This is a genomic window from Streptomyces neyagawaensis (assembly GCF_023516595.1).
Taxonomy (GTDB): domain Bacteria; phylum Actinomycetota; class Actinomycetes; order Streptomycetales; family Streptomycetaceae; genus Streptomyces; species Streptomyces neyagawaensis.
Genome location: NZ_JAMGBG010000126.1, coordinates 1 through 22,776, shown reverse-complemented (window position 1 = coordinate 22,776; position 22,776 = coordinate 1). Strand labels below are relative to the sequence as shown.

The window sequence follows — 22,776 nt, the reverse complement described above, 5'->3', positions numbered from 1 at the left end:
CTCCCGGCCGGGATCAGACCCCGGCACGTCTCCCACACGTCTGGCCCGACCGTCTCGCCGACCCACTCACCCATCGCCACAAGACGAGTCTGGCCCTGCCGCTGACGCGGCAGGGCCAGAACCCAAGATCTTCATGAGCCTTCTAGGACACGCAGCCGACGTGGGCGAGGGCCTGCTTCAGCAGGACTCCCTGGCCGCCCGGCATCTCGCTCTGGACCGACGGCGACGCGGCCTCCTGCGGGCTGAACCACACCAGGTCGAGCGCGTCCTGCCGGGGACGGCAGTCGCCGGACACAGGGACGATGTACGCGAGCGCCACCGCGTGCTGCCGGGGGTCGTGGAACGGCGTGATGCCCTGCGTCGGGAAGTACTCGGCGACCGTGAAGGGCTGCAGCGAGGCCGGGACCCGGGGCAGTGCCACCGGGCCGAGGTCCTTCTCCAGATGGCGCAGGAGCGCGTCGCGTACCCGCTCGTGGTGCATCACGCGGCCGGACACCAGCGTGCGGCTGACCGTTCCGTCCGGGCCGATGCGCAGCAGCAGGCCGATGCTGGTGACTTCGCCGCTGTCGTCGACGCGCACGGGCACGGCCTCGACGTACAGGATCGGCATACGGGCGCGCGCCGATTCGAGTTCGTCGGACGTCAGCCAGCCAGGCGTGGTTTCGGTCATGTCAGACATTGGCCGATCATACTTTCAACGTCACCTGGTGTGGGCGTAGCGCCGATCACATGCGGTGCGCCCGTGTCGTCCACCGCTCAGCCGTGGGCGGCCCACTGGCCCCGGACATGTCCGAGATGGCGGGTCATCACCGTCCGGACGGCGTCCTCGTCGCGGTCGAGAAGGGCGTCGAGGAGTTCCAGGTGCTCCTGCGCGGAAGCCAGGAGACGGCCCGCCTCGACGAGCGCGGTCAGCCCGTACAGCCGGGAGCGTTTGCGCAGGTCGCCGACCACCTCGACCAGATGCCCGTTGCCCGCGAGGGCCAGCAGACCGAGGTGGAAGCGGGTGTCGGCCTCCACGTACGCGATGAGGTCCCCGGCGGCCGCGGCGGCCACGATCTCCCGCGCGGCGGGCCGCAGCGCCTCCAGGGAGACGGGGTCGGCGGTCCGGGCCAGGGCGACGGTGGTCGGGATCTCGATCAGCGAGCGGATCTGGGTGTACTCGTCGAGCTGCTTCTCGGTCACGGCGGTGACCCGGAAGCCCTTGTTGGGCACGGTGTCGACCAGGCCCTCCTTGGCCAGGTCCAGCATGGCCTCGCGGACCGGGGTGGCCGAGACACCGAAGCGGGCGGCGAGCGCGGGCGCGGAGTACACCTGGCCCGGCCGCAGCTCACCGGCGATCAGCGCGGCCCGCAGCGCGTCGGCGACCCGTTCCCGGTAGCTGCTCTTCTTGCCGCCGAGCACCGGCAGGACGGGCGTCGGGGGAGCGGCGCCCGGGGCTTGGGAGGTGGAGCCGGTGCGCTGCGGGGCCATGGGGGACATGCGGTCTCTCCTGGAGTCCTGGAGCCCGGAATCCTAGAGGACGAATCCGGAGGGGAACGGGTCGGTCGGGTCGAGCAGATACTGGGCCGTGCCGGTGATCCAGGCGCGGCCCGTGAAACTGGGCATCACGGCCGGGACCCCGGCCACCTCGGTCTCGCCGAGGAGCCGTCCGGTGAACCGGGTGCCGATGAAGGACTCGTTCACGAACTCGGTGTGCAGCGGGAGTTCGCCCCGCGCGTGCAGTTGTGCCATGCGTGCACTGGTGCCCGTACCGCAGGGCGAGCGGTCGAACCAGCCGGGGTGGATGGCCATCGCGTGCCGTGAGTGCCGGGCGGTGGCGCCGGGCGCGTACAGATGGACGTGGTGCACGCCGTGGATGGACGGGTCCTCGGGGTGGACGGGTTCCTCCTCGGCGTTGATGGCGTCGATCAGGTCGAGGCCCGCGCGGAGGATGTCGTCCTTGCGGGAGCGGTCGAAGGGCAGCCCGAACTCCTCCAGCGGCAGGATGGCGTAGAAGTTCCCGCCGTACGCCAGGTCGTAGGTGACCGTCCGCCCGTCGGCCAGGGTGATCCGGCGGTCGAGGCCGACGGAGAACGACGGCACGTTCCGCAGGGTGACCGCCTTCGCCGCGCCGTCCTCCACCGCCACCTCGGCGACGACGAGCCCGGCCGGGGTGTCGAGACGGATGGTCGTGACGGGCTCGACGACCTCGACCATGCCGGTCTCGACGAGGACCGTCGCCACCCCGATCGTGCCGTGGCCGCACATGGGCAGATAGCCGGAGACCTCGATGTAGACCACACCCCAGTCGCAGTCGGGGCGGGTCGGCGGCTGGAGGATCGCACCGCTCATCGCCGCGTGCCCGCGCGGCTCGTTCATCAGCAACTGCTTGACGTCGTCCCGGTGTTCACGGAACCACAGCCGCCGTTCGTTCATGGTCGTACCGGGGATGGTGCCGATCCCGCCGGTGATCACCCGGGTCGGCATGCCCTCCGTGTGCGAGTCGACGGCGTGCAGGACGAGCTTGCTGCGCATGACCGTTCTCCTTCTTCCACTCTCCGTCCGCTTCCGCGCGCGTCACGCGAGCCCGGCGGCGACGGCCTTCTCGGTGGCGGACCGGATCACGGCCTCCTGCTCCGGCAGCAGCTCCACGCGCGGCGGCCGGCAGCGCCCGCCGTGCCGGCCCACGATGTCCATGGACAGCTTGATGGCCTGCACGAACTCGACCTTCGAGTCCCAGCGCAGCAGCGGGTGCAACTGCTCGTACAGCGCCTTCGCCGTCGCGAGGTCCCCGTCCACCGCCGCGTGGTACAACTCCACGGTCGCCGCGGGCAGCGCGTTCGGGTACCCGGCGACCCAGCCCTTGGCGCCCGCCAGCGCGAGCTCCAGCAGTACGTCGTCGGCGCCGATCAACAGGTCCAGTTCAGGGGCGAGTTCAGCCAGTTGGTAAGCCCGGCGCACATCCCCGGAGAACTCCTTCACGGCCCGGATGTACCCCTCGCCGTGCAGCTTCGCCAGCAGCTCCGGGACCAGGTCGACCTTGGTGTCGATGGGGTTGTTGTACGCCACGACGGGCACGCCCGCCTTCGCGACCTCCTCGTAGTGCGCCAGCACCGAACGCTCGTCGGCGCGGTAGGCGTTCGGCGGGAGCAGCATCACCGACGCGCAGCCCGCGTCCCGCGCCTGCTCGGCCCAGCGGCGGGACTCGGCGGAGCCGTACGCGGCGACCCCCGGCATCACCCGCGAGCCGCCGATCGCCGAGACGGCCGTCTCCACGACCCGCGCCCGCTCCTCGGGCGTCAGCACCTGGTACTCGCCGAGGGAACCGTTCGGTACGACACCGTCACAGCCGTTCTCGACCAGCCAGGCACAGTGCTCGGCGTACTTGTCGTAGTCCACGGACAGATCGTCGCGGAGGGGGAGTGCGGTGGCGACGAGGACACCGCGCCAGGGGCGGTTGCTGGTGCGGTTGCCGGTGCCGGTCGAGCGCGCGGAAGTGGTCATCTGCGGGTCCCTCCATGGGATGTGACATGGTACTGACGATGTTTCGGACGAGTCGTAAGGGCGGCTTCTCGACGGTTTGGACGGGCGGCTTCGCGACGGTTTCGGACGGGCGGCTTCCCGGCGACTGCTCACTTCACGGCCGGCCCTCCCCGACCCTCGGTCTCCACGGGCAGCCCTCCCGGTTCCCCGGACTCCACGGGCGCCCTTCCCGGCTCCCCGGTCTCCCCGGCCCGCGCCAGCACGCCGAGCGGTACGGGGCGTGCGAACGGTCGTCGGGTCACCGCCTCCGCGCACCCGGCGAGCCCCGCGACCGCCGGTCCGCACATCCGCCCCTGGCACCAGCCCATCCCGGCCCTGGTGAGCAGCTTCACCGTGCGGATGTCCCCGGCCCCGAGTACCCCGACGGCCTCGCGAACCGCCCCGGCGGTGACCTCCTCGCATCGGCACACCACCGTGTCGTCGGTGACCTGCTCCGCCCAGTGCGCCGGCGGCACGTACACGGTGTCGAGCGCGGCGAAGAACTCCCGCAGTCGCGTACGGGACGCGGCCGCGGCCGCCCACTCCCGCGGATCCGGCTCCCGGCCCCGGAGCCGGGCCGCCGCCGACCGCCCGGCGACATGGCCCTCGGCCAGGGACAGGGCCGCGCCGCCGATCCCGGTGGCCTCGCCCGCCGCCCAGACGCCCGGCACATCGGTGCGCTGCTCGTCGTCGACGGCCACGCTCATGCCGTCGGCGTCGACACGGCAGCCCAGGGACTCGGCGAGGTCGGTGTGCGGGACCATGCCGTGCCCGACGGCCAGCGTGTCGCAGGGGATGCGCCGCTCACTGCCGGGCCGGACCCGCCCCTCGGCGTCCAGCGCGGCGACGGTCACGGCCTCCAGCCGGTCGGTGCCGTGCGCCTCGACCACGGTGTGACGTACGAGGGTCCGCACCCGGCGGCGCAGCAACTCCACGGCGTACCCGGCCCCTTCGGCCAGCTTGTCGACCCGGCCCGCGAGCGTCCCCGCCCGCCGGACGAGCGCCTTGGGGTCGGCGGACTCGACCAGCGCGGCCACCCTGACACCGGCCGCCGCGAGCCCGGTGGCCACTGGCAGCAGCAACGGGCCGGTCCCGGCGACGACCGCCGTACGGCCGGACACCACGAGCCCGCCCTTCAGCATGGCCTGCGCGCCCCCGGCGGTGACCACGCCCGGCAGGGTCCAGCCGGGGAAGGGCAGCACTTTCTCGTAGCCGCCGGTAGCGAGCACGACGGCGTCGGCCCGCACCTCGACGGGTTCCTCCTGGCCGGGGCCGAGCAGCGCGTGCACGGTGAAGCGGTCGGTGGCGGCGGAGGGCCGTTGCCCTGGCGTCCCGTCAGACCTCCGCTCCACGCACCACACGTGGTGCTCGGGGAGATGGGTGATGTTCCCGGCGGCGATGTGCCGTTCGAGGCCGTCGCGCAGCCGCCGCCAGGTCCGCCACTGGTGGTGGAGCGCCTGCGGGCGTCGTGCCCCGAGCGCCGCGGCGGGCTGCCGGTAGAACTGGCCGCCGGGTGCCTCCGCGGAGTCGATCACCGTCACATGGACGCCCCGCCCGGCAGCCGCCAGCGCCGCGGCGAGGCCGGCCGGTCCCGCGCCGACGATCGCGAGGCGCGGCGACGGTCCGCCGCGCGGCCCGACCGGTTCAGTGCCCATGCCCCGTCCCCTCCTGCGTGCGGATCACGTCCCCCGGCCGGACAGGCACCAGACAAGCCCGTTGGTTGGGGCGGTCGTTGACGGTCACCAGACAGTCGAAGCAGACGCCGATCCCGCAGAACACCCCGCGCGGCCGGCCCTCGCCGCGGGTGGTGCGCCAGGAGGTCACCCCGGCCGTCCAGAGCACCGCCGCGACCGTCTGACCGGGGAGCGCCTTCAGTTCGCGGCCGTCGAGGGTGACGCCGAAGGCGGGCCCCGGTTCGGCGTCCGCCAACTCCAACGGATTCATCCCGCGGCCTCCTCATGGACGGCGAACCGGTCCGGGCGGAACGGCGTGAGATCCAGGTCCGGTGCCCTGCCGCCGAGCACCTGGGCGATCAACTGCCCCGTCCCGGTGGCGAGTCCGATGCCCGCCCCCTCGTGGCCGCACGCGTGGAACAGCCCCGGCACCCGCGGGTCCGGCCCGATCGCGGGCAGATGGTCGGGCATGTACGGCCGGAACCCGACGTACGTCCGCATCGCGCGCACCCGCTCCAGGAACGGGAACAACCGGGTCGCGCCCGCCGCCAGCGCCCGCACCACGGGCAGCGAGAACGACCGGTCGAAACCGACCCGCTCCCGGCTCGCCCCGATGAGCACCGGCCCGGCCGCCGTGCCCTCGACGACCGGGGAGGTCTGGAGCGCCGCCGAGTCGCTGGCCACGTCGGCCACGTAGTCGGCGGCGTACACCTTGTGCCGCACCAGGGGCGGGAGCGGTTCGGTGACGAGGACGAATCCGCGCCGGGGGAGAACGGGGAGGTGAACCCCGGCGAGCGCGGCCACCTCGCCGCCCCAGGTGCCGGCGGCGTTCACCACGGCCGGGGCGTGGATCTCGCCCCGGTCGGTGCGTACGCCGCGTACGGCCCCGTCGGGCGAGCGCAACACCCCGGTCACCGTGCGGCCGGTGAGGAGGCGGGCCCCCGAAGCCCGTACGAGGTGGGCCGCGGCCAGGGTCGGCATGACCTGGGCGTCCTGCGGGTAGTACACGCCGCCGACGAGGCCGGGCGCCAACTCCGGCTCCAGTTCCTGAAGTTGTCCGGCGGTGACGGTCTCCGCCGCGACCCCGGCGGTTCGCTGCCCGGCCGCGAACGTCTCCAGGGCGGCGAGCCCTTCCGGTGTCGAGGCGACGACGAGCCCGCCCTTCGGGTCGTACTCGAAGGCCGTCCCGAGGCCGGGTTCGGAGGCCAGTTCTGTCCACAAGCGGTTCGAGAGGAGGGCGAGTTCGAGTTCGGGACCGGGTTCCTTGTCGGAGACGAGGAGGTTGCCCTCGCCCGCACCGGTGGTGCCACCGGCCACCGGCCCGCGGTCCACCACGGTCACGTCCAGCCCTGCCCGCGCCGCGTACAGGGCACAGGCCGCGCCCACCATCCCCGCTCCCACCACCACGACGTCGCAGGTCAGTCGCTCGGTCACGCCAGTACTATGTCACATGGCGCTCCGGCCCGGAATACCGCGAAGCCGGGCACGGCGGTGGGCTTGGGCGGGCTCAGCGCCAGTCGTCGATCACGTAGGCGTCCGGGTGGCTGTAGCCGGATTCGTTGGGCCTGTGCATGGTCACGCCCTGCAACCAGGTGCGGAAACCACGGTCGGCCATACGCCGGTAGGCGTCCTCGCGGGCCAGGTTCGTCCCGGCGTCCAGTTGTCCCAGCCCCTTCTCGGCGGCCAGTTGCTCGCACGCGTCCAGCAGGCGTCCGAACCGGTCCGCCGCGCCCGGGCCGGGGCGTACGGCGCCGAACTTGACGAAGCACACGTCCTCACCGGCCTCCGACCCCGCTCCACAGTGACAGACGGCCAGACCGTCGAGTCCGGAGCCGGAACCGGCGCCCTCAAGAAGGATGGTGTCCCCGAGACCCTGCGCCTGCGTGGCGACGATCTCGCGCTCCAGGCTCAGGCCCTCGAACACGGACTCCGTCAGCGCGCGGCAAAGACTCTGCGCGTCGGTCCGCTCGACGGCGGTCAGCTCGCCGTACAGCAGACGGCCGGGAACCGCGGCTGGGGCGGTGACCTGCTTCTTCATGATGGCGGTCAGAAAGCGGGGCCAGAAGCCGTACCGGCGGTAGAGCTCCAGGTGCTTGGGACTGTGCGAGAACGTGAACAGGCCGAGATGGCGGCTCCCCCAGGTGTCGAAGCAGGCCATGACCGGTTCCATCAGGCGCCTGCCGATGCCCTGGTCCCACAGGTCCGGACGTACGGTCAGCGGGCCGAAGTACCCGACGCTGCCCCAGTCGGCGGCGAAGTTCGTCCCGACGACCTCGCCCTCGACGGTCGCCGCGAAGGCCGCGCGCGGATCTGCCGCCCAGCGGGTGCGGACGTAGTCGGCGGTCCCGAAGAACGTCTCCGGCTCGGGGAACCCGAGGAAGGTCCCGAAGGCGACCCTGAAGATCTGATCGGCCCGATCCAGGTCCGGCTCGACCAGCGGACGGACCACCACGGAGGAGATACCACCGTTTCGCTGAGCTGCGGACATGCTCGCTCTCCTTTCCGCCCCCACTTCCATCGCACCACGGCCCCGACCACCGGGCGAACGACAGCGTGGCCGCCGCACGGCAGGCACGGACTCCGCTCGCTCCCCGACGACCGGCTGACCGGCCGACCGGGGGAGGGAGGAGGGGGCGAGAGCACCTCCGCCTCCGCCTCCGTCCCCGGGCACCCGCCCGCGCCCCCGACCCACCCCTGCCTCGACACGTCACCCTCGCCCCGCCCGACATGCCCCCCTCGCCCCGCCCGACACGCCACCCTCGCCTCGAAACGCTCCCCCTCCTTCGACGAGCCACCCCGCCCCACCCCGGCAACTCGAACGCTCCGCCCCGCATGCCCCCGGTCTCGACCGCCCCGACACTGACCCCATGCCAGGACACGCCCCCGGCGCGCGGTCGGGACCCAGCGCCATCGAGGACTACGCCCTGATCGGCGACCTCCTCACCGCGGCCCTGGTCGCCAAGGACGGCAGCATCGACTGGCTCTGCCTCCCCCGTTTCGACTCACCCGCCTGCTTCGCCGCCCTGCTCGGCGACGAGGACAACGGCCGCTGGCGCGTCGCCCCCGCCGAAGAGGCCGACGCGGTGGCCCGACGCCGCTACCGGGACGACACGCTGATCCTGGAGACGGAGTGGGAAACCCCCTCCGGGCGCGCCCTGGTCACCGACTTCATGCCGCCGCGCGGCGAGGACGCCCCCTGCGTCGTACGGATCGTCGAGGGCCTGTCCGGCACCGTGGACATGCGCATGGAGCTGCGGCTGCGCTTCGACTACGGCCGGGTGCTGCCGTGGATGCGACGCAAGGACGGGCAGCTGACCGGTATCGCCGGGCCCGACGCGGTCTGGCTCGGCACCCCCGTCCGGCTCACCGCCCACGGCACCTCCCACCGCGCCGCCTTCCGCGTCACCCCCGGCGAGCGCGTCCCTTTCGTGCTGGTCTGGCGCCCCTCCCACCTGCCGGCCTCCGATCCCGTCGACGCCTTCGACGCGCTGGCCGCCACGGACACGTACTGGCGGCTGTGGCTGCGCCGTCTGACGTACGACGGCCCCTACCGCGACGCCGTCGCCCGGTCGCTCATCACCCTCAAGGCCCTCACGTACGAGCCGACCGGCGGCATCGTCGCCGCCCCGACCACCTCCCTGCCCGAGGAGATCGGCGGCGTCCGCAACTGGGACTACCGCTACTGCTGGCTGCGTGACGCCGGGATGGCGCTGGAGGCGCTGCTGCGCAGCGGGTTCACCGCCGAGGCGGACGCCTGGCGCGGCTGGCTGGCCCGGGCCCTCGCGGGCCGCCCCGAGGACGCGCAGATCATGTACGGCATCGCCGGGGAGCGGCGGCTCACCGAATGGGAGGCCGACTGGCTGCCGGGGTACGAGGGGTCGCGCCCGGTGCGGATCGGCAACGCCGCCGCGGCCCAACGCCAGCTCGACGTGCCCGGCGAGGTCATGGAGACCATCCATCTGTCCATCGGCTGCGGACTGCGCCCGCGCCGCCACCTTGTCGACCTCCAGGCGGTCCTCCTCGACCATCTGGAGCAGGCGTGGACCCTGCCCGACCAGGGCCTTTGGGAGATGCGCGGCACCCCCCGCCACTACACCCACTCCAAGGTGATGTGCTGGGTCGCCTTCGACCGGGCGGTCCGCCTCGCGGAGGCGCACGACCGCCCCGGCCCCGTGGAGCACTGGCGCCGGATCCGGGACCGTATCCACCGCGAGGTGTGCGAGCGCGCCTTCGACCCCGACCGGGGCACCTTCACCCAGTCGTACGGCTCCCTCGAACTCGACGCCGCCCTGCTCCAGATCCCGCAGACCGGGTTCCTGCCGCCCGACGACCCCCGCGTCGTCGGCACCGTGGAGGCGGTACGCCGCGAACTCCTCGCCGACGGCCTCGTCGCCCGCTACTCCGCGGGCGGCCCCGACGCCCCGGACGGCCTCACCGGCGGTGAGGGCACCTTCCTCGCCTGCTCCTTCTGGCTCGCGGACGCCCTGCTGTCGATCGGCCGCGAGGACGAGGCCCGCGCCCTGTACGAGAGGCTGCTCGACCTGCGCAACGACGTCGGGCTGCTCGCCGAGGAGTACGACCCCCGCGCCCGGCGCCAACTCGGCAACTTCCCGCAGGCGTTCACCCATGTGCCCCTCATCCGGGTCGCCTACGAACTCGACCGGCACGCCCCCCACGCCCGCCGCGGCAACCCCGAGGCGCCGCCGGCCCCGGGGGAGGGGTGACCGTGGTGCCGACTCAGCCCGGCGACCGCTCCTCGGACACCCACTTGACGCGGGCCGAGACGGGATCGACACTCCATGAAGGGTATTTCCTAGTGAACAGGTAGGGAATGATGGGGCGCCTGGAGCCGGTGGTGACTCGTGTGCGACGCACACGCCGGCAGTCCCTTCTACTGACCTCCCGCCGTCACATCGACCTGCTGCGCGTCTCCAGCGCGACCCACCCCGCCGGCTGAACCGGCGCTTCGCCGCGCCCGCCGTCGACGAGGACGCGTACGCCCGCCCGCGCGCGCAGCCGTCGTTCAGTACGCCCGTGCACCGATCCGCCCCGTGTACCCCGCGACCCCTGGGAGACCCATGTCCGCCCTGTCCGTCCACGCACTGAACGCCGTTCCGACGCAGCGGCCGCAGCCCGTCTTCCGGGGGCGGATCGGCTGTGACGCCCGCAGCGGTCACTACGCCGTCCCGCGCCGCTACCGGCTGCATCTTTCGCTGTCCTGTCCCGGCGCCCTGCGCATCGCCGTCGTGCACGGCCTCCTCGGGCTCGCGGACGTCTGCCCCGTCACCCTCCTGCCCGCCGTCCCCGACGGACCCGACGGCGAACACTCCGAGCTGCGCCCCCTGTACGAGGCCAGCGCCCACCGCTACTCCGGGGCGGCCACCGCGCCGGTCCTCAGCGACGACTGGTCCGGACGCATCGTCAGCACCCACGCCCCGGACATCATGCGCGACCTCGCCCGCCGCTTCGGCGGCGGCCGCCCCGAGCTGTACCCGCGGGACGCCGAGGCGGAGATCGAAGGCGTCACCCGGCTCTGCGCACAGGGCATCGACGCCGCCGCGCAACGCGCCGGACAGGCCGACACCGACGACGCGGTACGCCGGGACGCGCTCGGCTCCCTCCTGCGCACCCTGCGCTCGCTCGATGCCCGCCTCGCCCGGCAGGAGTACGTCCTCGGCGACCGACTCACCGCCGCCGACGTCGAGTTGTGGACCAGCCTGGTACGCCTCGACACCGTGCACCGCTGGCACCTGGACGCCTCCGCCGTGCACCGCGTCGCCGACCACCCGCACCTGTGGGCGTACGCGCGCCGACTGACCGCCCACCCCGCTTTCGGCCCCCGTCTCGACCTCGACGGCATCGCCCGCAGGCACCACGCCCAGTGCCAGGGCCTGGAGGCCGCCGGAGCCGCCGTACAGATCCTCGACTGGGCCTCCCACGTCCCCCACCAGCCCGTATCGGCTGACGGACAAGCGTCCCAGGGTGTGGACGAACATTGACAGAGCCGTACCGGGCCTGCGTTACTTACGGCCACCCGAAGAGCGCGAGGCCCACCGGGGCCGGAAGAACGATGGTGACGAACATGTACGCAACCCCGAGGCCGGCCGCTTGGCGGCGCCACGGTTGCGTGCCGCTCTGCGCCGACCGCGCCGTCGATCTGCTCCGGGTCAACAGCGCACTGTGTAGCGCACGTCGTACGGCCTAGTGCCGTACCTCCGTCGAGGCTGACGGTTCACTGAACCCCTGAGGCGCCGCTCCGCGGTCCGCCCCGCCCTTCCGCCAGCCCCGGTGCCGTGCGCATCCGTTGCGTCTTCCTGTCCCCGCCGAGCGGCTCCTGTCCGTCGCGCGGCCCGAAGTCGCCTGCGTCGCCCCGGGGTTTCCCACACTCTCCGGAGCTCACGATGAGTGAACCCCCAGGCGCCGCCGTGTCCGTCGCCGAGGCGCCACCGCCCGCCGACACCCCGTCAAAGGAGCCGGCGGCGCAGCGCGTTCTGCCGCTGCGCCGTCCCGGCCGCTGGATCGCGACCGCGGTCGTCCTGGTCCTCGCGGCCCAGTTCGTCCACGGACTGGTGTCCAACCCCTTCTACCAGTGGGACCGCTTCGGCTACTGGTTCTTCCGGCCCACGATCCTCGACGGACTGCTCGTCACCCTCGAAGTCACCGTCTACAGCGCGGTGCTGGGCCTGCTCGGCGGCATCCTGCTCGCCCTCGCCCGCCTCTCGACGAGCCCCGTCCTGCGTGCCGTCAGCTGGGTCTACATCTGGGCGCTGCGTTCGATCCCGCTGATCGTGGTCCTGCTGTTCCTGTACAACTTCAGCGCCCTCTACAGGACGCTCAGCCTCGGTGTCCCCTTCGGGCCGGCCTTCCTCGCCTTCGACGAGTCACGGCTCGCCACCGACATGGTCGTCGCCGTCATCGGCCTCAGCCTCAACGAGGCGGCGTACGCCGCCGAAGTGGTACGCGGCGGCATCCTCTCCGTCGACCAGGGCCAGCACGAGGCGGCATCCGCTCTCGGCCTGCCGAAGCGCTACCAGTTCCGCAGGATCGTCTTCCCGCAGGCCCTGCGCTCCATCACCCCCAACTACGTCAACCAGCTGATCGGCCTGGTCAAGAGCACCTCGCTCGTCTTCTACGTCTCCCTGCTCGACCTGTTCGGCACCGCGCAGACCATGGGCGCCACCTACCCCGGCGACATCGTGCCGCTGCTGCTGGTCGTCACCGCCTGGTACCTGATCCTCACCAGCGTCGTCTCCGTCATCCAGTTCTACGTCGAGCGGTACTACGCCCGGGGCGCCACCCGCACCCTGCCGCCGACACCGTTGCAGAAGCTGCGGGCCGGCCTCACCGAGCTGCGCGCCCGCATCCGCAGGGAGGCCGCCGTATGACCGCCGGGTCCACCGAACTCGCCCACGAAACCGCCGACGCCGCTCCGGGGGACACCGAACTCACCCGACCCGCGCCCGCCGCCGTCGAGGTGCGCGATGTGCACAAGTGGTACGGCACCCACCGGGTCCTCAACGGCGTGGACCTGACCGTGCGGCCCGGCGAGGTCACCGTGATCCTCGGCCCGTCCGGCTCCGGCAAGTCGACCCTGCTCCGGGTCATCAACCATCTGGAGAAGCCGGAGATCGGCCATGTCAGCGTCAACGGCGAACTGATCGGCGTCCGCAGGCACGGCGACCGGCTCAAGGAGCTGAACGAGCGGACCATCCTCGCCCAGCGCAGCCGTATCGGCTTCGTCTTCCAGAACTTCAATCTCTTCCCGCACCTGACCGTCCTCGACAATGTGGCCGCCGCCCCCGTCGCGACCGGGAGGCTCGGCGGGGAACAGGCCCGGGAACTCGCCCGCGAACTGCTGGACCGGGTCGGCCTCGCCGACAAGGCCGACGCCTACCCACGGCAGTTGTCCGGCGGTCAGCAGCAGCGTGTGGCCATCGCCCGCGCCCTCGCGCTGCGGCCCGGTGTCATCCTCTTCGACGAACCCACCTCCGCCCTCGACCCCGAACTCGTCGGTGAGGTCCTCACCGTCATCAAGGACCTGGCGAGGACCGGCACCACGCTGGTGATCGTCACTCACGAGATCGGCTTCGCCCGGGAGATCGCCGACCGGGTCGTCTTCATCGACGGCGGACGCATCGTCGAACAGGGCCCGCCCTCCGAGGTCCTGGACCGGCCGCGCCACGAACGCACCAGGGACTTCCTCGCCAAGGTCCTCTGAGCCGGGCGCCGACGCCCAGAGCCCGCGAACGGACACCACAGCTTCCCCCCACACCCCCACACCCCCACACCCCCACACCCCCACACCAGAGTCCCCCACACCCCGCACCATCCGACACCTTCCTTCCACCCGCGTGGAACCGAACGACAAGGACAGCCATGCCCACCCAGTTCTCCCGGCGCAGCCTGCTGCGCGGCATCACCGCGACGACCGCCGCCGTCACCCTCGCCGCCGGACTCAGCGCCTGCGGGGGAGACAGCGACGCCGCCACCAAGACAGGGAAGGACAGCGCGGGCACGCTCACCGTGGGCCGGCTCTCCAACGGCGCCGCCACCGAGACCACCCTGAAGGTCTCCGAGGTGAAGTCCATCAGCGACCGCCTGCCCGCCGCCGTCAAGAAGCGCGGCAAGCTCGTCATCGGCTCCGGCACCCTGCCCTCCGGCAGCCCGCCGCTCGGCTTCATCGGCGACGACCAGAAGACGCTCACCGGCTCCGAGCCCGACTTCGGCAGACTGGTCGCCGCCGTCCTCGGCCTCGAACCCGAGGTGCGCCAGTCCACCTGGGAGAACCTCTTCATCGGCCTCGACAGCGGCAAGGTCGACGTGGCCTTCTCCAATGTCACCGACACCGAGGAGCGCAAGAAGAAGTACGAGTTCGCCTCCTACCGCAAGGACGACCTCGCCTTCGAGGTGAGGAAGGACAGCGACTGGAACTTCGGCGGCGACTACCGCAAGCTCGCCGGGAAGACGGTCTCCGTCGGCAACGGCACCAACCAGGAGAAGATCCTCCTGGAGTGGAAGGCGAAGCTGGCGAAGGAGGGCGCCAAGCCCCTCACCGTCAAGTACTTCCAGGAGAACAACAGCCTCTACCTCGCCCTCAACAGCGGCAAGACAGACGCCTACTTCGGGCCCAGCCCGAACCTCTCCTACCACGCCGCCAAGACGGCGAACACGCCGCAGGCGACCCGGATCGCGGGCCAGTTCTCCGGCGCCGGAGAGACCCTCCAGGGCCTGATCGCGGCGACCGCCAAGAAGGACAGCGGCCTCGCCGAGCCCCTCGCCGCGGCCATCAACCACCTCATCGAGAACGGCCAGTACGCCAAGTGGCTGAAGGCCTGGAACCTCTCCAACGAGGCGGTCGAGAAGTCCGAGGTCAACCCGCCCGGCCTGCCCCTCACCAACTCCTGACGCTCCCTCACCGCGCCACATCCCCGTGGCCTGACGAAAGGACTCCGCCCCCGTGGCCCTGCACACCGACACCCACGGAGGCGGAGCCCTGCCCACCCTCACCCCGTCTCCGACCCCGTTCACCCTCACCCCGTCCCCGTCCACCGGCCCCGCCCGGACCGACGTCCTCGACAACGCTGTCTGGTCCGCCCTCACCGGCCCCCACGCCGCCTTCGCGGAATGGGTCGGCGGCGCGGCCCGCTACCCCGACGACGTCTACGCCTTCGCCGCCCTCGCCGACCCCCGGGACCCGGCCGCCTGGGCCGACCTGCGCACGCTCGTCGGCGCGGGAGCCGTCGTACGGGTCAAGCCGGTCGACGAGGTCCCCGACGGCTGGGAGATCCTCGGCGGCGGACAGGGCGTCCAACTCGTGGACAACGGGCTGCGGGCGGAGCCCGACCCCGAGGCGGAACGGCTCGGGCCCGCCGACGTCCCCGAGATCCTGGACCTCGTCGCCCGCACCAAACCCGGCCCCTTCCTGAAGCGGACGGTCGAACTGGGCACCTATCTCGGCATCCGGGACGGCGGCCGGCTGATCGCCATGGCGGGCGAGCGAAGCGAGATGGGGGTCCCCCCGGCCGAAGGCTGGGGGAGGATCCGTCCGCCCGGCTGGACCGAGATCAGCGCCGTCTGCACCGACCCGGCGTACCGGGGCCGGGGCCTCGCCACCCGCCTGGTCCGCGCGGTCGCCGCGGGCATCCGCGACCGCGGCGACACCCCGTTCCTGCACTCCGCCGCCGACAACACCTCCGCCGTCCGGCTCTACGAGTCGCTCGGCTTCACCGTGCGCCGCCGCTCCACGATCGTCTCGGTCCGCAGTCCGGGAACAGCCCCCGAGGCGGCGGTGTTGTGAGGGGCGAGGCGATCCGCGCGGCGCCCTCGCGCGCCCGGACGAGGGAGGTGACGGCCGTGCTCCGTGCGCCGCACGCCGTCCACCTTCACTCCCGGCCGCACATCGACCTCCAGCGCGTGGCCGGCGCGCTCTGTCGCTCCTGACCCGTCGCCCCAGCTCCGCCCTGTCCCGCGCCGCCGCGGGCCGGCGCTCTCCAACGGACCTCCAGGAAGGCACCCTCCGTGTCCCCTTCTTCTCCTCTGCACCTCGCCGTCGCCCTGGACGGCGCCGGCTGGCACCCGGCGGCCTGGCGTGAGCCGGTGGCCCGCCCCCGGGACCTGTTCTCCGCCGGGTACTGGGCGGACCTGGTCGCCGAGGCCGAGCGCGGGCTGCTCGACCTCGTCACGATCGAGGACGGGCTCGGCCCGCAGTCCTCGCACCTCACGGAGCCCGACGACCGCACCGACCAGGTACGCGGCCGACTGGACGCCGTCCTCGTCGCCGCCCGCGTCGCCCCGCTCACCCGGCACATCGGGATCGTCCCGACCGTGGTGGCCACCCACACCGAGCCGTTCCACATCTCCAAGGCCGTCGCCACCCTCGACTACGTGAGCACCGGACGCGCCGGCCTGCGCGTCCAGGTGACGGCCCGCCGGAACGAGGCCGCCCATTTCGGCCGCCGCGCCTTCCCCCCGTTGGACCCCGACGACGTCAGGAACCCCACCGACCCGGTCGTCCGGCAGCTCGTCACCGACCTCTTCGACGAGGCGGCGGACCATGTCGAGGTCGTCCGGCGCCTCTGGGACAGCTGGGAGGACGACGCCGAGATCCGGGACGTCGCCACCGGACGGTTCATCGACCGCGACAAGCTGCACTACATCGACTTCGAGGGCGCCCACTTCAAGGTCAAGGGCCCCTCGATCACGCCCCGCCCGCCGCAGGGCCAGCCGATCGTCAGCGCCCTCGCCCACCGCCACCCCACCGGCGCCCCCTTCCGGCTCCTGGCCCGCTCCGCCGACCTCGGCTACCTCACCCCCGAGGACGCCGACGACGCCCGCGCCCAGGTCACCGAGGTCCGCGCCGCCCAGGCCGAGGCGGGCCGGGCCGACGAGACCCTGCACCTCTTCGGCGACCTCGTCGTCTTCCTCGACGACACCCCGGAGGCCGCCCGGGACCGCCGCGCACGCCTCGACGACCTGGACGGCGGCCCCTACACGAGCGACGCCCGAATCTTCACCGGAACACCGCAACAACTCGCCGATCTCCTGCTGGAGTTGGGGGAGTCCGGCCTCACCGGCTTCCGGCTGCGGCCCGCCGTCGCCAGCCACGACCTCCCCGCCATCACCCGGGGCCTGGTACCCGAACTCCAGCGGCGGAACGCCTTCCGGCGCGCCTACGAGGCCGACACCCTGCGCGGACTGCTGGGCCTGCCCCGCCCCGCCAACCGCTACTCCCCCCAGCTCTCGACTTCGCGCGAGCCCGGGGCGACCCCCATCGCGACTGCCTGAGCCGGAGGGACCGTACGACATGAGCAAGCCGCTGAAGCAGATCCATCTGGCCGCGCACTTCCCCGGCGTCAACAACACCACCGTGTGGAGCGACCCCGAGGCCGGCAGCCACATCGAGTTCAGCTCCTTCGCGCACTTCGCGCGGACCGCCGAACGCGCCAAGTTCGACTTCCTGTTCCTCGCGGAAGGGCTGCGCCTGCGCGAACAGGGCGGGAAGATCTACGACCTGGACGTCGTCGGCCGCCCCGACACCTTCACCGTCCTCGCCGCGCTCGCCGCGGTCACCGAACGCCTCGGACTCACCGGCACCATCAACTCCACCTTCAACGAACCGTACGAGGTGGCCCGCCAGTTCGCGAGCCTCGACCACCTCTCCGCCGGGCGCGCCGCCTGGAACGTCGTCACCTCCTGGGACGCCTTCACCGGCGAGAACTTCCGCCGGGGCGGCTTCCTGCCGCAGGAGGAGCGCTACTCACGGGCCAAGGAGTTCCTCGCCACCGCGAACGAACTCTTCGACTCCTGGCAGGGGGACGAGATCGTCGCCGACCAGGAGACCGGGACGTTCCTGAGCGACGCCAAGGCCGGGGCCTTCGTCCACACCGGGCAGCACTTCGACATCGAGGGCCGCTTCAACGTGCCGCGCTCCCCGCAGGGCCGCCCGGTGATCTTCCAGGCGGGCGACTCCGACGAGGGCCGCGAGTTCGCCGCGGCGGGCGCCGACGCCATCTTCAGCCGACACGCCACCCTCGACGCTGGCCAGGCGTTCTACACCGACGTCAAGAGGCGCCTCGCCGCCTACGGCCGCCGCCCCGACCAACTGCTCATCCTGCCCGCCGCGAGCTTCGTCCTCGGCGACACCGACGCCGAGGCCGAGGAACTCGCCAAGGAGGTGCGCCGGCAACAGGTCAGCGGCGCCACCGCCCTCAAGCACCTGGAGTTCGTCTGGAACCGGGACCTCTCCGCCTACGACCCGGAGGGCCCGCTCCCCGACATCGACCCCGACGTCGACGGCACCCACATCTCCCAGGGCCGCGCCCAGGTCCGCATGTACCGCGACCCGCTCGCCACAGCCCGCGCCTGGCGCGAGCTGGCCGCCGCGAACAACTGGTCCATCCGCGATCTCGTCATCGAGACCGGCAACCGGCAGAACTTCGTGGGCTCCCCGGCCACGGTCGCCAAAACCATCAACGACTACGTCCAGTCCGACGCCGCCGACGGCTTCATCCTCGTCCCCCACATCACCCCGACCGGCCTCGACGTCTTCGCCGACCGGGTCGTCCCCCTCCTCCAGGAACAGGGCGTCTTCCGCGCCGACTACGAGGGCACGACCCTCCGGGACCACCTGGGCCTGGACACCCCCGGCCCCACCGGTCCCTGACGCCGGGCACGCCGAGGCGGCGCCCGCGCTCTCGCGGGCGCCGCCGGTGGGGACGGGGACGGCAGTGGCAGGGACAGCGGCTACGCCCGGAGCGGGTCGTGTCCCAGCGTCATCAACCGGTGGCGGCGGTGCGTCCCGTCCGCGTCCGGCTCCTGCTCCCGTTGCGCGTTCACCGAGTCCACGACCCCGTACATCACCTGGAAGTCGTCCTCGGTGAGGTCCACGCGCCGTTTCTGAAGGATCTCCAGCACCTGCCGGCCGCTGGGGGAGCCGGGCTGCTCGGGCAGCGCCTCGGCCGCCTCGTCGGCGTACCGGCTCTGGAGCCAGACCTCCAGCTCCTGCGAGGTCATGTTCACCACGCGGTGGAACTCGTCCCACAGCGCGTCCCGTTCCAGGGCGTCGGTCATCGCAGCCCCCTTAGCTGCTCGTGCTCGCGTACGGCCGCGGGGCGTGCGCTCAGGCGTTCTCGCGCGGCCAGTTCTCCGCCTCGAACATCCAGCGCTGCTTCTCCAGCTCGGCGGTGAGGGAGATCAGCAGATCCTGCGACACCTTGTCCGCCTCCTCGGTCGCCTCGATACGCTCCCGCAGGCGGCCGATCGCGGTCGTCAGCGCCTCCACCAGGAGCCGCACGACGTCGTTGTCCCGGAGCCAGCCCTCCTTGGTGCCCGGCAGGGCGAACCGGGCCGCGACCGTCTCGGGGCGGCCGTCGGGCGCGATACCGAGCGCCGCCGCGCGTTCGGCGACCTGGTCGGAGTACGACCGCGCGGTGGAGACCACCTCGTCCAACTGGAGGTGGATCGAACGGAACCTCGGGCCCACGATGTTCCAGTGGGCCTGCTTGCCGATCAGAGACAGCCCCAGCAGGTCGATCAGGGTCTCCTGCAGCGCGTCCCCGGTCACCCGGAGAGCCGACTCGGGCAGGGTGCTCCTCACTATCGTCATCAGGTGAAACTCCTCATCGCATCAATGGCGTGTCATCGCTTCATGGCGCGTCGCCCCGTGCCGCGCCAGCGCTTCGTGCCGGGCCGCCTCGACGCTCCCGGCCGTGCGGAGCAGTGCGGTGCGTTCCGCTTCGCACATGCCGCCCCACACGCCGGACGTCTGCCCGCTGCCGAGCGCCCAATGCAGACACTCGCGCAGCACGGGGCACCGGGCACAGACGCGCTTGGCGGCCTCGATGTCGTCGAGCGCCGGTCCTGTCGTGCCCACGGGGAAGAACAACTCGGGGTCCTCGCCCACGCAGGCCGCTTGCCGCAACCACTCCATGCGGGGCCGGGTGCCCAGGACGCATGGGGGAAAACGCGGCATGCCACAGCGGTGGACGCGGGCCTTCCACATCCCCCGCGCGCCCGCCCACCGGACCTCGCCCGTGCCTCAGCCGGCGAGCACGCCGTCCACGAACTCCTTGACGTCCGCGAGGACTTCGCCCCGGTTCGTCTCGTTGAACACCTCGTGCCGGGCGCCCGGGTACACCCGCTCCACCCACACGGCGCCGCGCAACTCCTCGACGCCGATGCGGCTGCCGGCCAGCGGCACGATCCGGTCGTCGTCGCCGTGCACCCACAGCAGCGGCAGCGCCCCGACGCTGCCGTTCGCGGAGATGGTCTCCAGGGTGCGTGCGAAGGCCTCCAACGTCGGCCGCTTGAACGGGCCGTGCCACACCTGCGGATCGTTCGCGTACGCGGCGCCGACCGCCGGATCCCGCGACAACTGCTTCGGGTCGAGCGGCACCTCGGGCACCTCCGGCGGAGCGAGGAGCGCCCACACCGCCTTCCAGTCACCGATCACCGGGCCGGACAGCACGAGAGCGGCCAGCCCGGCGCCGTACCGCTGCGCGTACCGGGCGGCGATCAGACCGCCCATCGAGTGGCCGATCAGCACCACCGGCAGTCCCGGGTACGCGGCGCGGGCCAGCTCCTCCACCGCGCGCACATCGGTGACGACGTCCTCGAAGTCCTCGATCAGCACCCGCTCGCCCGCCGACCTGCCGTGCCCCATGTGGTCCGGGCCGAACACGGCCGCGCCATGGGCGACGAGGGCGTCCGCCACATGCTCGTACCGGCCGATGTGCTCGCCGTAGCCGTGGACCAGCAGCGCCACGTACCGCGCCCCCTCGCGCGGCCACTCGCGTGCGGTGACACCACCCCGGGTACCGGCGAAGGCGTGCTCCCGCGAGTCGGCCATGACTCCTCCAGCTGCGTCGATGAAGGTAACCCGGTGGATCTTGCCACCCCACCCGCCCCCGGTCCATGGGCCGATCAACACCCCACCCCGAACCGGCCGCCCCCAGGCCGACTCGGACGCCCGCACAACCGCCGCAACCCCGCAAGCCTCCGCCGGGCTCATCCCGCCCGGATCGCTCGCCCTCGCCTCGTACACCCGGCCCGGCTCATCCCGCTCGCCCCCATCTCGCACGCCTCGACCGGCTCGTCTCGCCCAACCCGCCCGCCCCGGCCCCGGCCCCGGCCCCGGGCCCGGGCCCTGGCCGTCCCGTCCCGCCAGGCCCGCCCGCCCCCGCCCGGCTCATCTCGCCCGGATCGCTCGCCCCCGCCCGGCTCATCTCGCCCGGATCGCTCGCCCCCGCCTCGTAACACCCCGCCCGGCTCACCCCGCTCACCCCCGCCTCGCACGCCTCGACCGGCTCGTCTCGCGCAACCCGCCCGCCCCGGCCCCGGCCCCGGGCCTTGGCCGTCCCGTCCCGCCAGGCCCGCCCGCCCCCGCCCGGCTATCTCGCCCCACCCATCCGCTTTTTCGGCCCACCCCCGCTCCGCGCGCCCACCACCCCGCTCCGCTCGCCCGCGCCTCCCGCTCCGCGCGCCCGCGCCTCCCTCACAGCCTGGCCCGCGCCCTGCTCCGCTCTGCCCGACCCGTCCCCACCCCACCCCCGCCCCGCTCAGGGCCGACAGGCGAGACGGTCCTGTCGGGGGCCGTTAGGTGCGCATAGCATCGGTCTCCGCATGAACACGATGACTCTCTGGCACCTGTCCCCGGCCGAGTTCGGCGCCCTCGCCTTCGCCGCCCTCCTCGTCGGCTTCTCCAAGACCGCCGTGAGCGGCGCCAACACCGTCAGCCTCGCGATCTTCGCGGCCGTGCTGCCGGCCCGCGCCTCGACCGGTGTCCTCCTGCCGATCCTCATCGTCGGGGACGTCCTCGCCGTGCTGACCTACCGTCGGCACGCCCACTGGCCCACCCTGTGGCGGCTCTTCCCCGCGGTCGGCGCCGGCGTCGTGTTCGGCACGCTGTTCCTGATGTGGGCCGACGACCAGGTCGTACGGACCTCGATCGGCGCGATCCTCCTGCTGATGACGGCGGTCACGGTGTGGCGCCGCCGCACCGCCGACCAGGACGACGAACCCGACTCCGTCACCACCCGCGCCGGCCGCGTCAAGGCCCGCTCGTACGGCGTCCTCGGCGGCTTCACCACCATGGTCGCGAACGCCGGCGGCCCCGTGATGTCGATGTATCTGCTGTCGGCCGGCTTCCGCAAGCTCGGCTTCCTCGGCACGTCGGCGTTCTTCTTCCTGATCGTCAACGTCTCCAAGGTCCCCTTCAGCGTGGGCCTCGGCCTCATCGACGGCCCCTCCCTGTTGCTGGACGCGGCGCTCGCCCTGTTCGTGGTGCCGGGCGCCCTGCTCGGCAAGTGGGCGGTGCACCGCATCAACCAGCGGCTGTTCGAGCAACTGGTGATCGCGGCGACGGTCCTGGGCGGCCTCCAGCTACTGCTGCGCTGACGGCGTCCCGTCGCCGAGCCCCAGCAGCGCGGGCAGATCCGCGAACGAGTCCACCACGTGGTCGGGGCTGCCGCTCGCGGCGCGATGGGTCTCCGGCAGGTACTTCCCGGTCCTGACGAGCACACCGGTGATGCCGGCCCGCTGCGCCGCCAGTACGTCCGACTCGATGTCGTCCCCGACCATCAGCGCGTCCCCGGCCGCGACGCCGAGGTGCGCCAGCGCCGCCTCGAAGAACGCGGCGGACGGCTTGCCCGTGATCTCGGCCTCCGTGCGCGCCGCCCGCTCCAGCCCGACGAGGAACGCCCCCGAGTCCAGTTGGAGGCCCTCGTCCGTCCGCCAGTACAGATTGCGGTGCATCGCGACCAGCCGGGCCCCGCGCTGAAGCCGACCGAAGGCCCGGTTGAGCGCCGCGTAGTCGAAACCGGGCCCCGCCCCGCCGACGATCACCACGTCGACGCCCCGGTCCCCGTCCCCGTCCGCGGCCACGTCCGTGTCGTCGTCGCCGGTCAGCCGCACGCCGGTGAGGTCCTCCCGGATGTCGTCACCGCTGTTCAGCAGCGCGCAGCGTGCCCCCGGGCAGTGCCGGGCGAGGTACGCGGCGGTCACGGTCGGCGCGGTCAGGATGTCGTCGGCCGTCACGGGGAACCCGGCGCCGGTCAGGACCCCGGCGATCGACGCCCGCGTCCGGGACGTCGTGTTGGTCACCAGC

General features: G+C 72.6%; 24 protein-coding genes. 11 read left to right on the top strand and 13 right to left on the bottom strand.

Going from position 1 to position 22,776, the window contains the following annotated elements; translation table 11 throughout:
* Nucleotides 1-142: 142 nt before the first annotated feature.
* The 8 genes from M8J73_RS36350 to M8J73_RS36315 form a co-directional block, all read right to left on the bottom strand.
* Entirely contained in the window at nt 143-670 is a 528-nt protein-coding gene (locus M8J73_RS36350) for an NUDIX hydrolase family protein (protein WP_055541164.1), read from the bottom strand.
* Between the two features lie 86 nt (nt 671-756).
* Nucleotides 757-1,470 carry a GntR family transcriptional regulator gene (locus M8J73_RS36345; RefSeq protein WP_055541165.1) on the bottom strand — a complete coding sequence of 238 codons (714 nt, stop codon included), beginning with the start codon at nt 1,468-1,470 and terminating at the stop codon, nt 757-759.
* 42 nt (nt 1,471-1,512) lie between these two features.
* A complete protein-coding gene (locus M8J73_RS36340) occupies nt 1,513-2,514 on the bottom strand; it encodes a proline racemase family protein (protein ID WP_055541163.1) in 1,002 nt (333 codons plus the stop codon).
* A 42-nt stretch (nt 2,515-2,556) separates the two neighbouring features.
* A complete protein-coding gene (locus M8J73_RS36335; RefSeq protein ID WP_055541162.1) occupies nt 2,557-3,483 on the bottom strand; it encodes a dihydrodipicolinate synthase family protein in 927 nt (308 codons plus the stop codon).
* Between the two features lie 128 nt (nt 3,484-3,611).
* Complete coding sequence (locus tag M8J73_RS36330; RefSeq protein ID WP_055541161.1) at nt 3,612-5,156, bottom strand: FAD-dependent oxidoreductase; 1,545 nt, start codon at nt 5,154-5,156, stop codon at nt 3,612-3,614.
* Nucleotides 5,146-5,445 carry a (2Fe-2S)-binding protein gene (locus M8J73_RS36325; protein ID WP_249829573.1) on the bottom strand — a complete coding sequence of 100 codons (300 nt, stop codon included), beginning with the start codon at nt 5,443-5,445 and terminating at the stop codon, nt 5,146-5,148. Before M8J73_RS36325 ends, M8J73_RS36330 begins: the two co-directional genes overlap by 11 nt.
* The gene (locus M8J73_RS36320) at nt 5,442-6,608 is read right to left on the bottom strand and encodes an NAD(P)/FAD-dependent oxidoreductase (RefSeq protein ID WP_249829572.1); all 1,167 of its coding nucleotides are present in this window, start codon (nt 6,606-6,608) and stop codon (nt 5,442-5,444) included. The genes M8J73_RS36325 and M8J73_RS36320 overlap by 4 nt, the downstream gene beginning before the upstream one ends.
* Before the next feature lie 73 nt (nt 6,609-6,681).
* Nucleotides 6,682-7,662: a GNAT family N-acetyltransferase gene (locus M8J73_RS36315; protein ID WP_055542826.1), complete on the bottom strand. Its 981-nt coding sequence runs from the start codon at nt 7,660-7,662 to the stop codon at nt 6,682-6,684.
* Between the two features lie 379 nt (nt 7,663-8,041).
* Between M8J73_RS36315 and M8J73_RS36310 the strand changes: the two genes are divergently transcribed.
* The 10 genes from M8J73_RS36310 (at nt 8,042) to M8J73_RS36275 (ending at nt 18,336) form a co-directional block, all read left to right on the top strand.
* Entirely contained in the window at nt 8,042-9,898 is a 1,857-nt protein-coding gene (locus M8J73_RS36310) for a glycoside hydrolase family 15 protein (RefSeq protein ID WP_249829571.1), read from the top strand.
* Nucleotides 9,899-10,038: 140 nt separating this feature from the next.
* Nucleotides 10,039-10,131 carry a putative leader peptide gene (locus M8J73_RS45655; RefSeq protein ID WP_338056521.1) on the top strand — a complete coding sequence of 31 codons (93 nt, stop codon included), beginning with the start codon at nt 10,039-10,041 and terminating at the stop codon, nt 10,129-10,131.
* 121 nt (nt 10,132-10,252) lie between these two features.
* Nucleotides 10,253-11,173 (top strand): glutathione S-transferase C-terminal domain-containing protein, encoded by a 921-nt coding sequence (locus M8J73_RS36305; RefSeq protein WP_055543142.1) that lies wholly within the window; start codon nt 10,253-10,255, stop codon nt 11,171-11,173.
* 402 nt (nt 11,174-11,575) lie between these two features.
* Complete coding sequence (locus tag M8J73_RS36300) at nt 11,576-12,559, top strand: amino acid ABC transporter permease (RefSeq protein WP_249829570.1); 984 nt, start codon at nt 11,576-11,578, stop codon at nt 12,557-12,559.
* Nucleotides 12,556-13,392: an amino acid ABC transporter ATP-binding protein gene (locus tag M8J73_RS36295; RefSeq protein ID WP_249829569.1), complete on the top strand. Its 837-nt coding sequence runs from the start codon at nt 12,556-12,558 to the stop codon at nt 13,390-13,392. Before M8J73_RS36300 ends, M8J73_RS36295 begins: the two co-directional genes overlap by 4 nt.
* A 158-nt stretch (nt 13,393-13,550) precedes the next feature.
* Entirely contained in the window at nt 13,551-14,579 is a 1,029-nt protein-coding gene (locus tag M8J73_RS36290) for an ABC transporter substrate-binding protein (protein WP_249829568.1), read from the top strand.
* A 52-nt stretch (nt 14,580-14,631) separates the two neighbouring features.
* Nucleotides 14,632-15,471: a GNAT family N-acetyltransferase gene (locus M8J73_RS36285; protein WP_249829567.1), complete on the top strand. Its 840-nt coding sequence runs from the start codon at nt 14,632-14,634 to the stop codon at nt 15,469-15,471.
* Entirely contained in the window at nt 15,468-15,614 is a 147-nt protein-coding gene (locus M8J73_RS45650; RefSeq protein WP_372504082.1) for a putative leader peptide, read from the top strand. Before M8J73_RS36285 ends, M8J73_RS45650 begins: the two co-directional genes overlap by 4 nt.
* 78 nt (nt 15,615-15,692) lie before the next feature.
* Nucleotides 15,693-16,958 (top strand): LLM class flavin-dependent oxidoreductase, encoded by a 1,266-nt coding sequence (locus M8J73_RS36280; protein ID WP_249829566.1) that lies wholly within the window; start codon nt 15,693-15,695, stop codon nt 16,956-16,958.
* A gap of 19 nt (nt 16,959-16,977) precedes the next feature.
* Complete coding sequence (locus M8J73_RS36275; protein WP_055542261.1) at nt 16,978-18,336, top strand: NtaA/DmoA family FMN-dependent monooxygenase; 1,359 nt, start codon at nt 16,978-16,980, stop codon at nt 18,334-18,336.
* Nucleotides 18,337-18,416: 80 nt separating this feature from the next.
* On the opposite strand, the gene M8J73_RS36270 is transcribed toward M8J73_RS36275, so the two are convergent.
* From M8J73_RS36270 to M8J73_RS36255, 4 genes are all read right to left on the bottom strand, one after another.
* On the bottom strand, nt 18,417-18,743 hold the full coding sequence (locus tag M8J73_RS36270; protein WP_055542262.1) for a DUF3140 domain-containing protein: 327 nt from the start codon (nt 18,741-18,743) through the stop codon (nt 18,417-18,419).
* Between the two features lie 49 nt (nt 18,744-18,792).
* Nucleotides 18,793-19,278 (bottom strand): Dps family protein, encoded by a 486-nt coding sequence (locus tag M8J73_RS36265; protein ID WP_055542263.1) that lies wholly within the window; start codon nt 19,276-19,278, stop codon nt 18,793-18,795.
* 21 nt (nt 19,279-19,299) lie between these two features.
* Nucleotides 19,300-19,602: a WhiB family transcriptional regulator gene (locus M8J73_RS36260; protein ID WP_055717376.1), complete on the bottom strand. Its 303-nt coding sequence runs from the start codon at nt 19,600-19,602 to the stop codon at nt 19,300-19,302.
* 108 nt (nt 19,603-19,710) lie between these two features.
* A complete protein-coding gene (locus M8J73_RS36255) occupies nt 19,711-20,520 on the bottom strand; it encodes an alpha/beta hydrolase (RefSeq protein ID WP_249829565.1) in 810 nt (269 codons plus the stop codon).
* A gap of 773 nt (nt 20,521-21,293) precedes the next feature.
* Between M8J73_RS36255 and M8J73_RS36250 the strand changes: the two genes are divergently transcribed.
* On the top strand, nt 21,294-22,067 hold the full coding sequence (locus M8J73_RS36250) for a sulfite exporter TauE/SafE family protein (protein WP_055543402.1): 774 nt from the start codon (nt 21,294-21,296) through the stop codon (nt 22,065-22,067).
* Here M8J73_RS36250 and M8J73_RS36245 read toward each other — a convergent pair.
* On the bottom strand, nt 22,053-22,776 hold a 724-nt coding region (locus M8J73_RS36245), incomplete at its 5' end, for an HAD-IA family hydrolase (RefSeq protein WP_249829564.1). The genes M8J73_RS36250 and M8J73_RS36245 overlap by 15 nt on opposite strands.

Coding starts and splice junctions, on each gene's coding strand:
- M8J73_RS36255 (WP_249829565.1), bottom strand. CDS start 20,520: ATGGCCGACTCGCGGGAGCACGCCTTCGCCGGTACCCGGGGTGGTGTC.
- M8J73_RS36290 (WP_249829568.1), top strand. CDS start 13,551: ATGCCCACCCAGTTCTCCCGGCGCAGCCTGCTGCGCGGCATCACCGCG.
- M8J73_RS36315 (WP_055542826.1), bottom strand. CDS start 7,662: ATGTCCGCAGCTCAGCGAAACGGTGGTATCTCCTCCGTGGTGGTCCGT.
- M8J73_RS36310 (WP_249829571.1), top strand. CDS start 8,042: ATGCCAGGACACGCCCCCGGCGCGCGGTCGGGACCCAGCGCCATCGAG.
- M8J73_RS36295 (WP_249829569.1), top strand. CDS start 12,556: ATGACCGCCGGGTCCACCGAACTCGCCCACGAAACCGCCGACGCCGCT.
- M8J73_RS36300 (WP_249829570.1), top strand. CDS start 11,576: ATGAGTGAACCCCCAGGCGCCGCCGTGTCCGTCGCCGAGGCGCCACCG.
- M8J73_RS36325 (WP_249829573.1), bottom strand. CDS start 5,445: ATGAATCCGTTGGAGTTGGCGGACGCCGAACCGGGGCCCGCCTTCGGC.
- M8J73_RS36340 (WP_055541163.1), bottom strand. CDS start 2,514: ATGCGCAGCAAGCTCGTCCTGCACGCCGTCGACTCGCACACGGAGGGC.
- M8J73_RS36260 (WP_055717376.1), bottom strand. CDS start 19,602: ATGGAGTGGTTGCGGCAAGCGGCCTGCGTGGGCGAGGACCCCGAGTTG.
- M8J73_RS36350 (WP_055541164.1), bottom strand. CDS start 670: ATGACCGAAACCACGCCTGGCTGGCTGACGTCCGACGAACTCGAATCG.
- M8J73_RS36305 (WP_055543142.1), top strand. CDS start 10,253: ATGTCCGCCCTGTCCGTCCACGCACTGAACGCCGTTCCGACGCAGCGG.
- M8J73_RS36345 (WP_055541165.1), bottom strand. CDS start 1,470: ATGGCCCCGCAGCGCACCGGCTCCACCTCCCAAGCCCCGGGCGCCGCT.
- M8J73_RS36335 (WP_055541162.1), bottom strand. CDS start 3,483: ATGACCACTTCCGCGCGCTCGACCGGCACCGGCAACCGCACCAGCAAC.
- M8J73_RS36265 (WP_055542263.1), bottom strand. CDS start 19,278: ATGACGATAGTGAGGAGCACCCTGCCCGAGTCGGCTCTCCGGGTGACC.
- M8J73_RS36250 (WP_055543402.1), top strand. CDS start 21,294: ATGAACACGATGACTCTCTGGCACCTGTCCCCGGCCGAGTTCGGCGCC.
- M8J73_RS36270 (WP_055542262.1), bottom strand. CDS start 18,743: ATGACCGACGCCCTGGAACGGGACGCGCTGTGGGACGAGTTCCACCGC.
- M8J73_RS36275 (WP_055542261.1), top strand. CDS start 16,978: ATGAGCAAGCCGCTGAAGCAGATCCATCTGGCCGCGCACTTCCCCGGC.
- M8J73_RS36330 (WP_055541161.1), bottom strand. CDS start 5,156: ATGGGCACTGAACCGGTCGGGCCGCGCGGCGGACCGTCGCCGCGCCTC.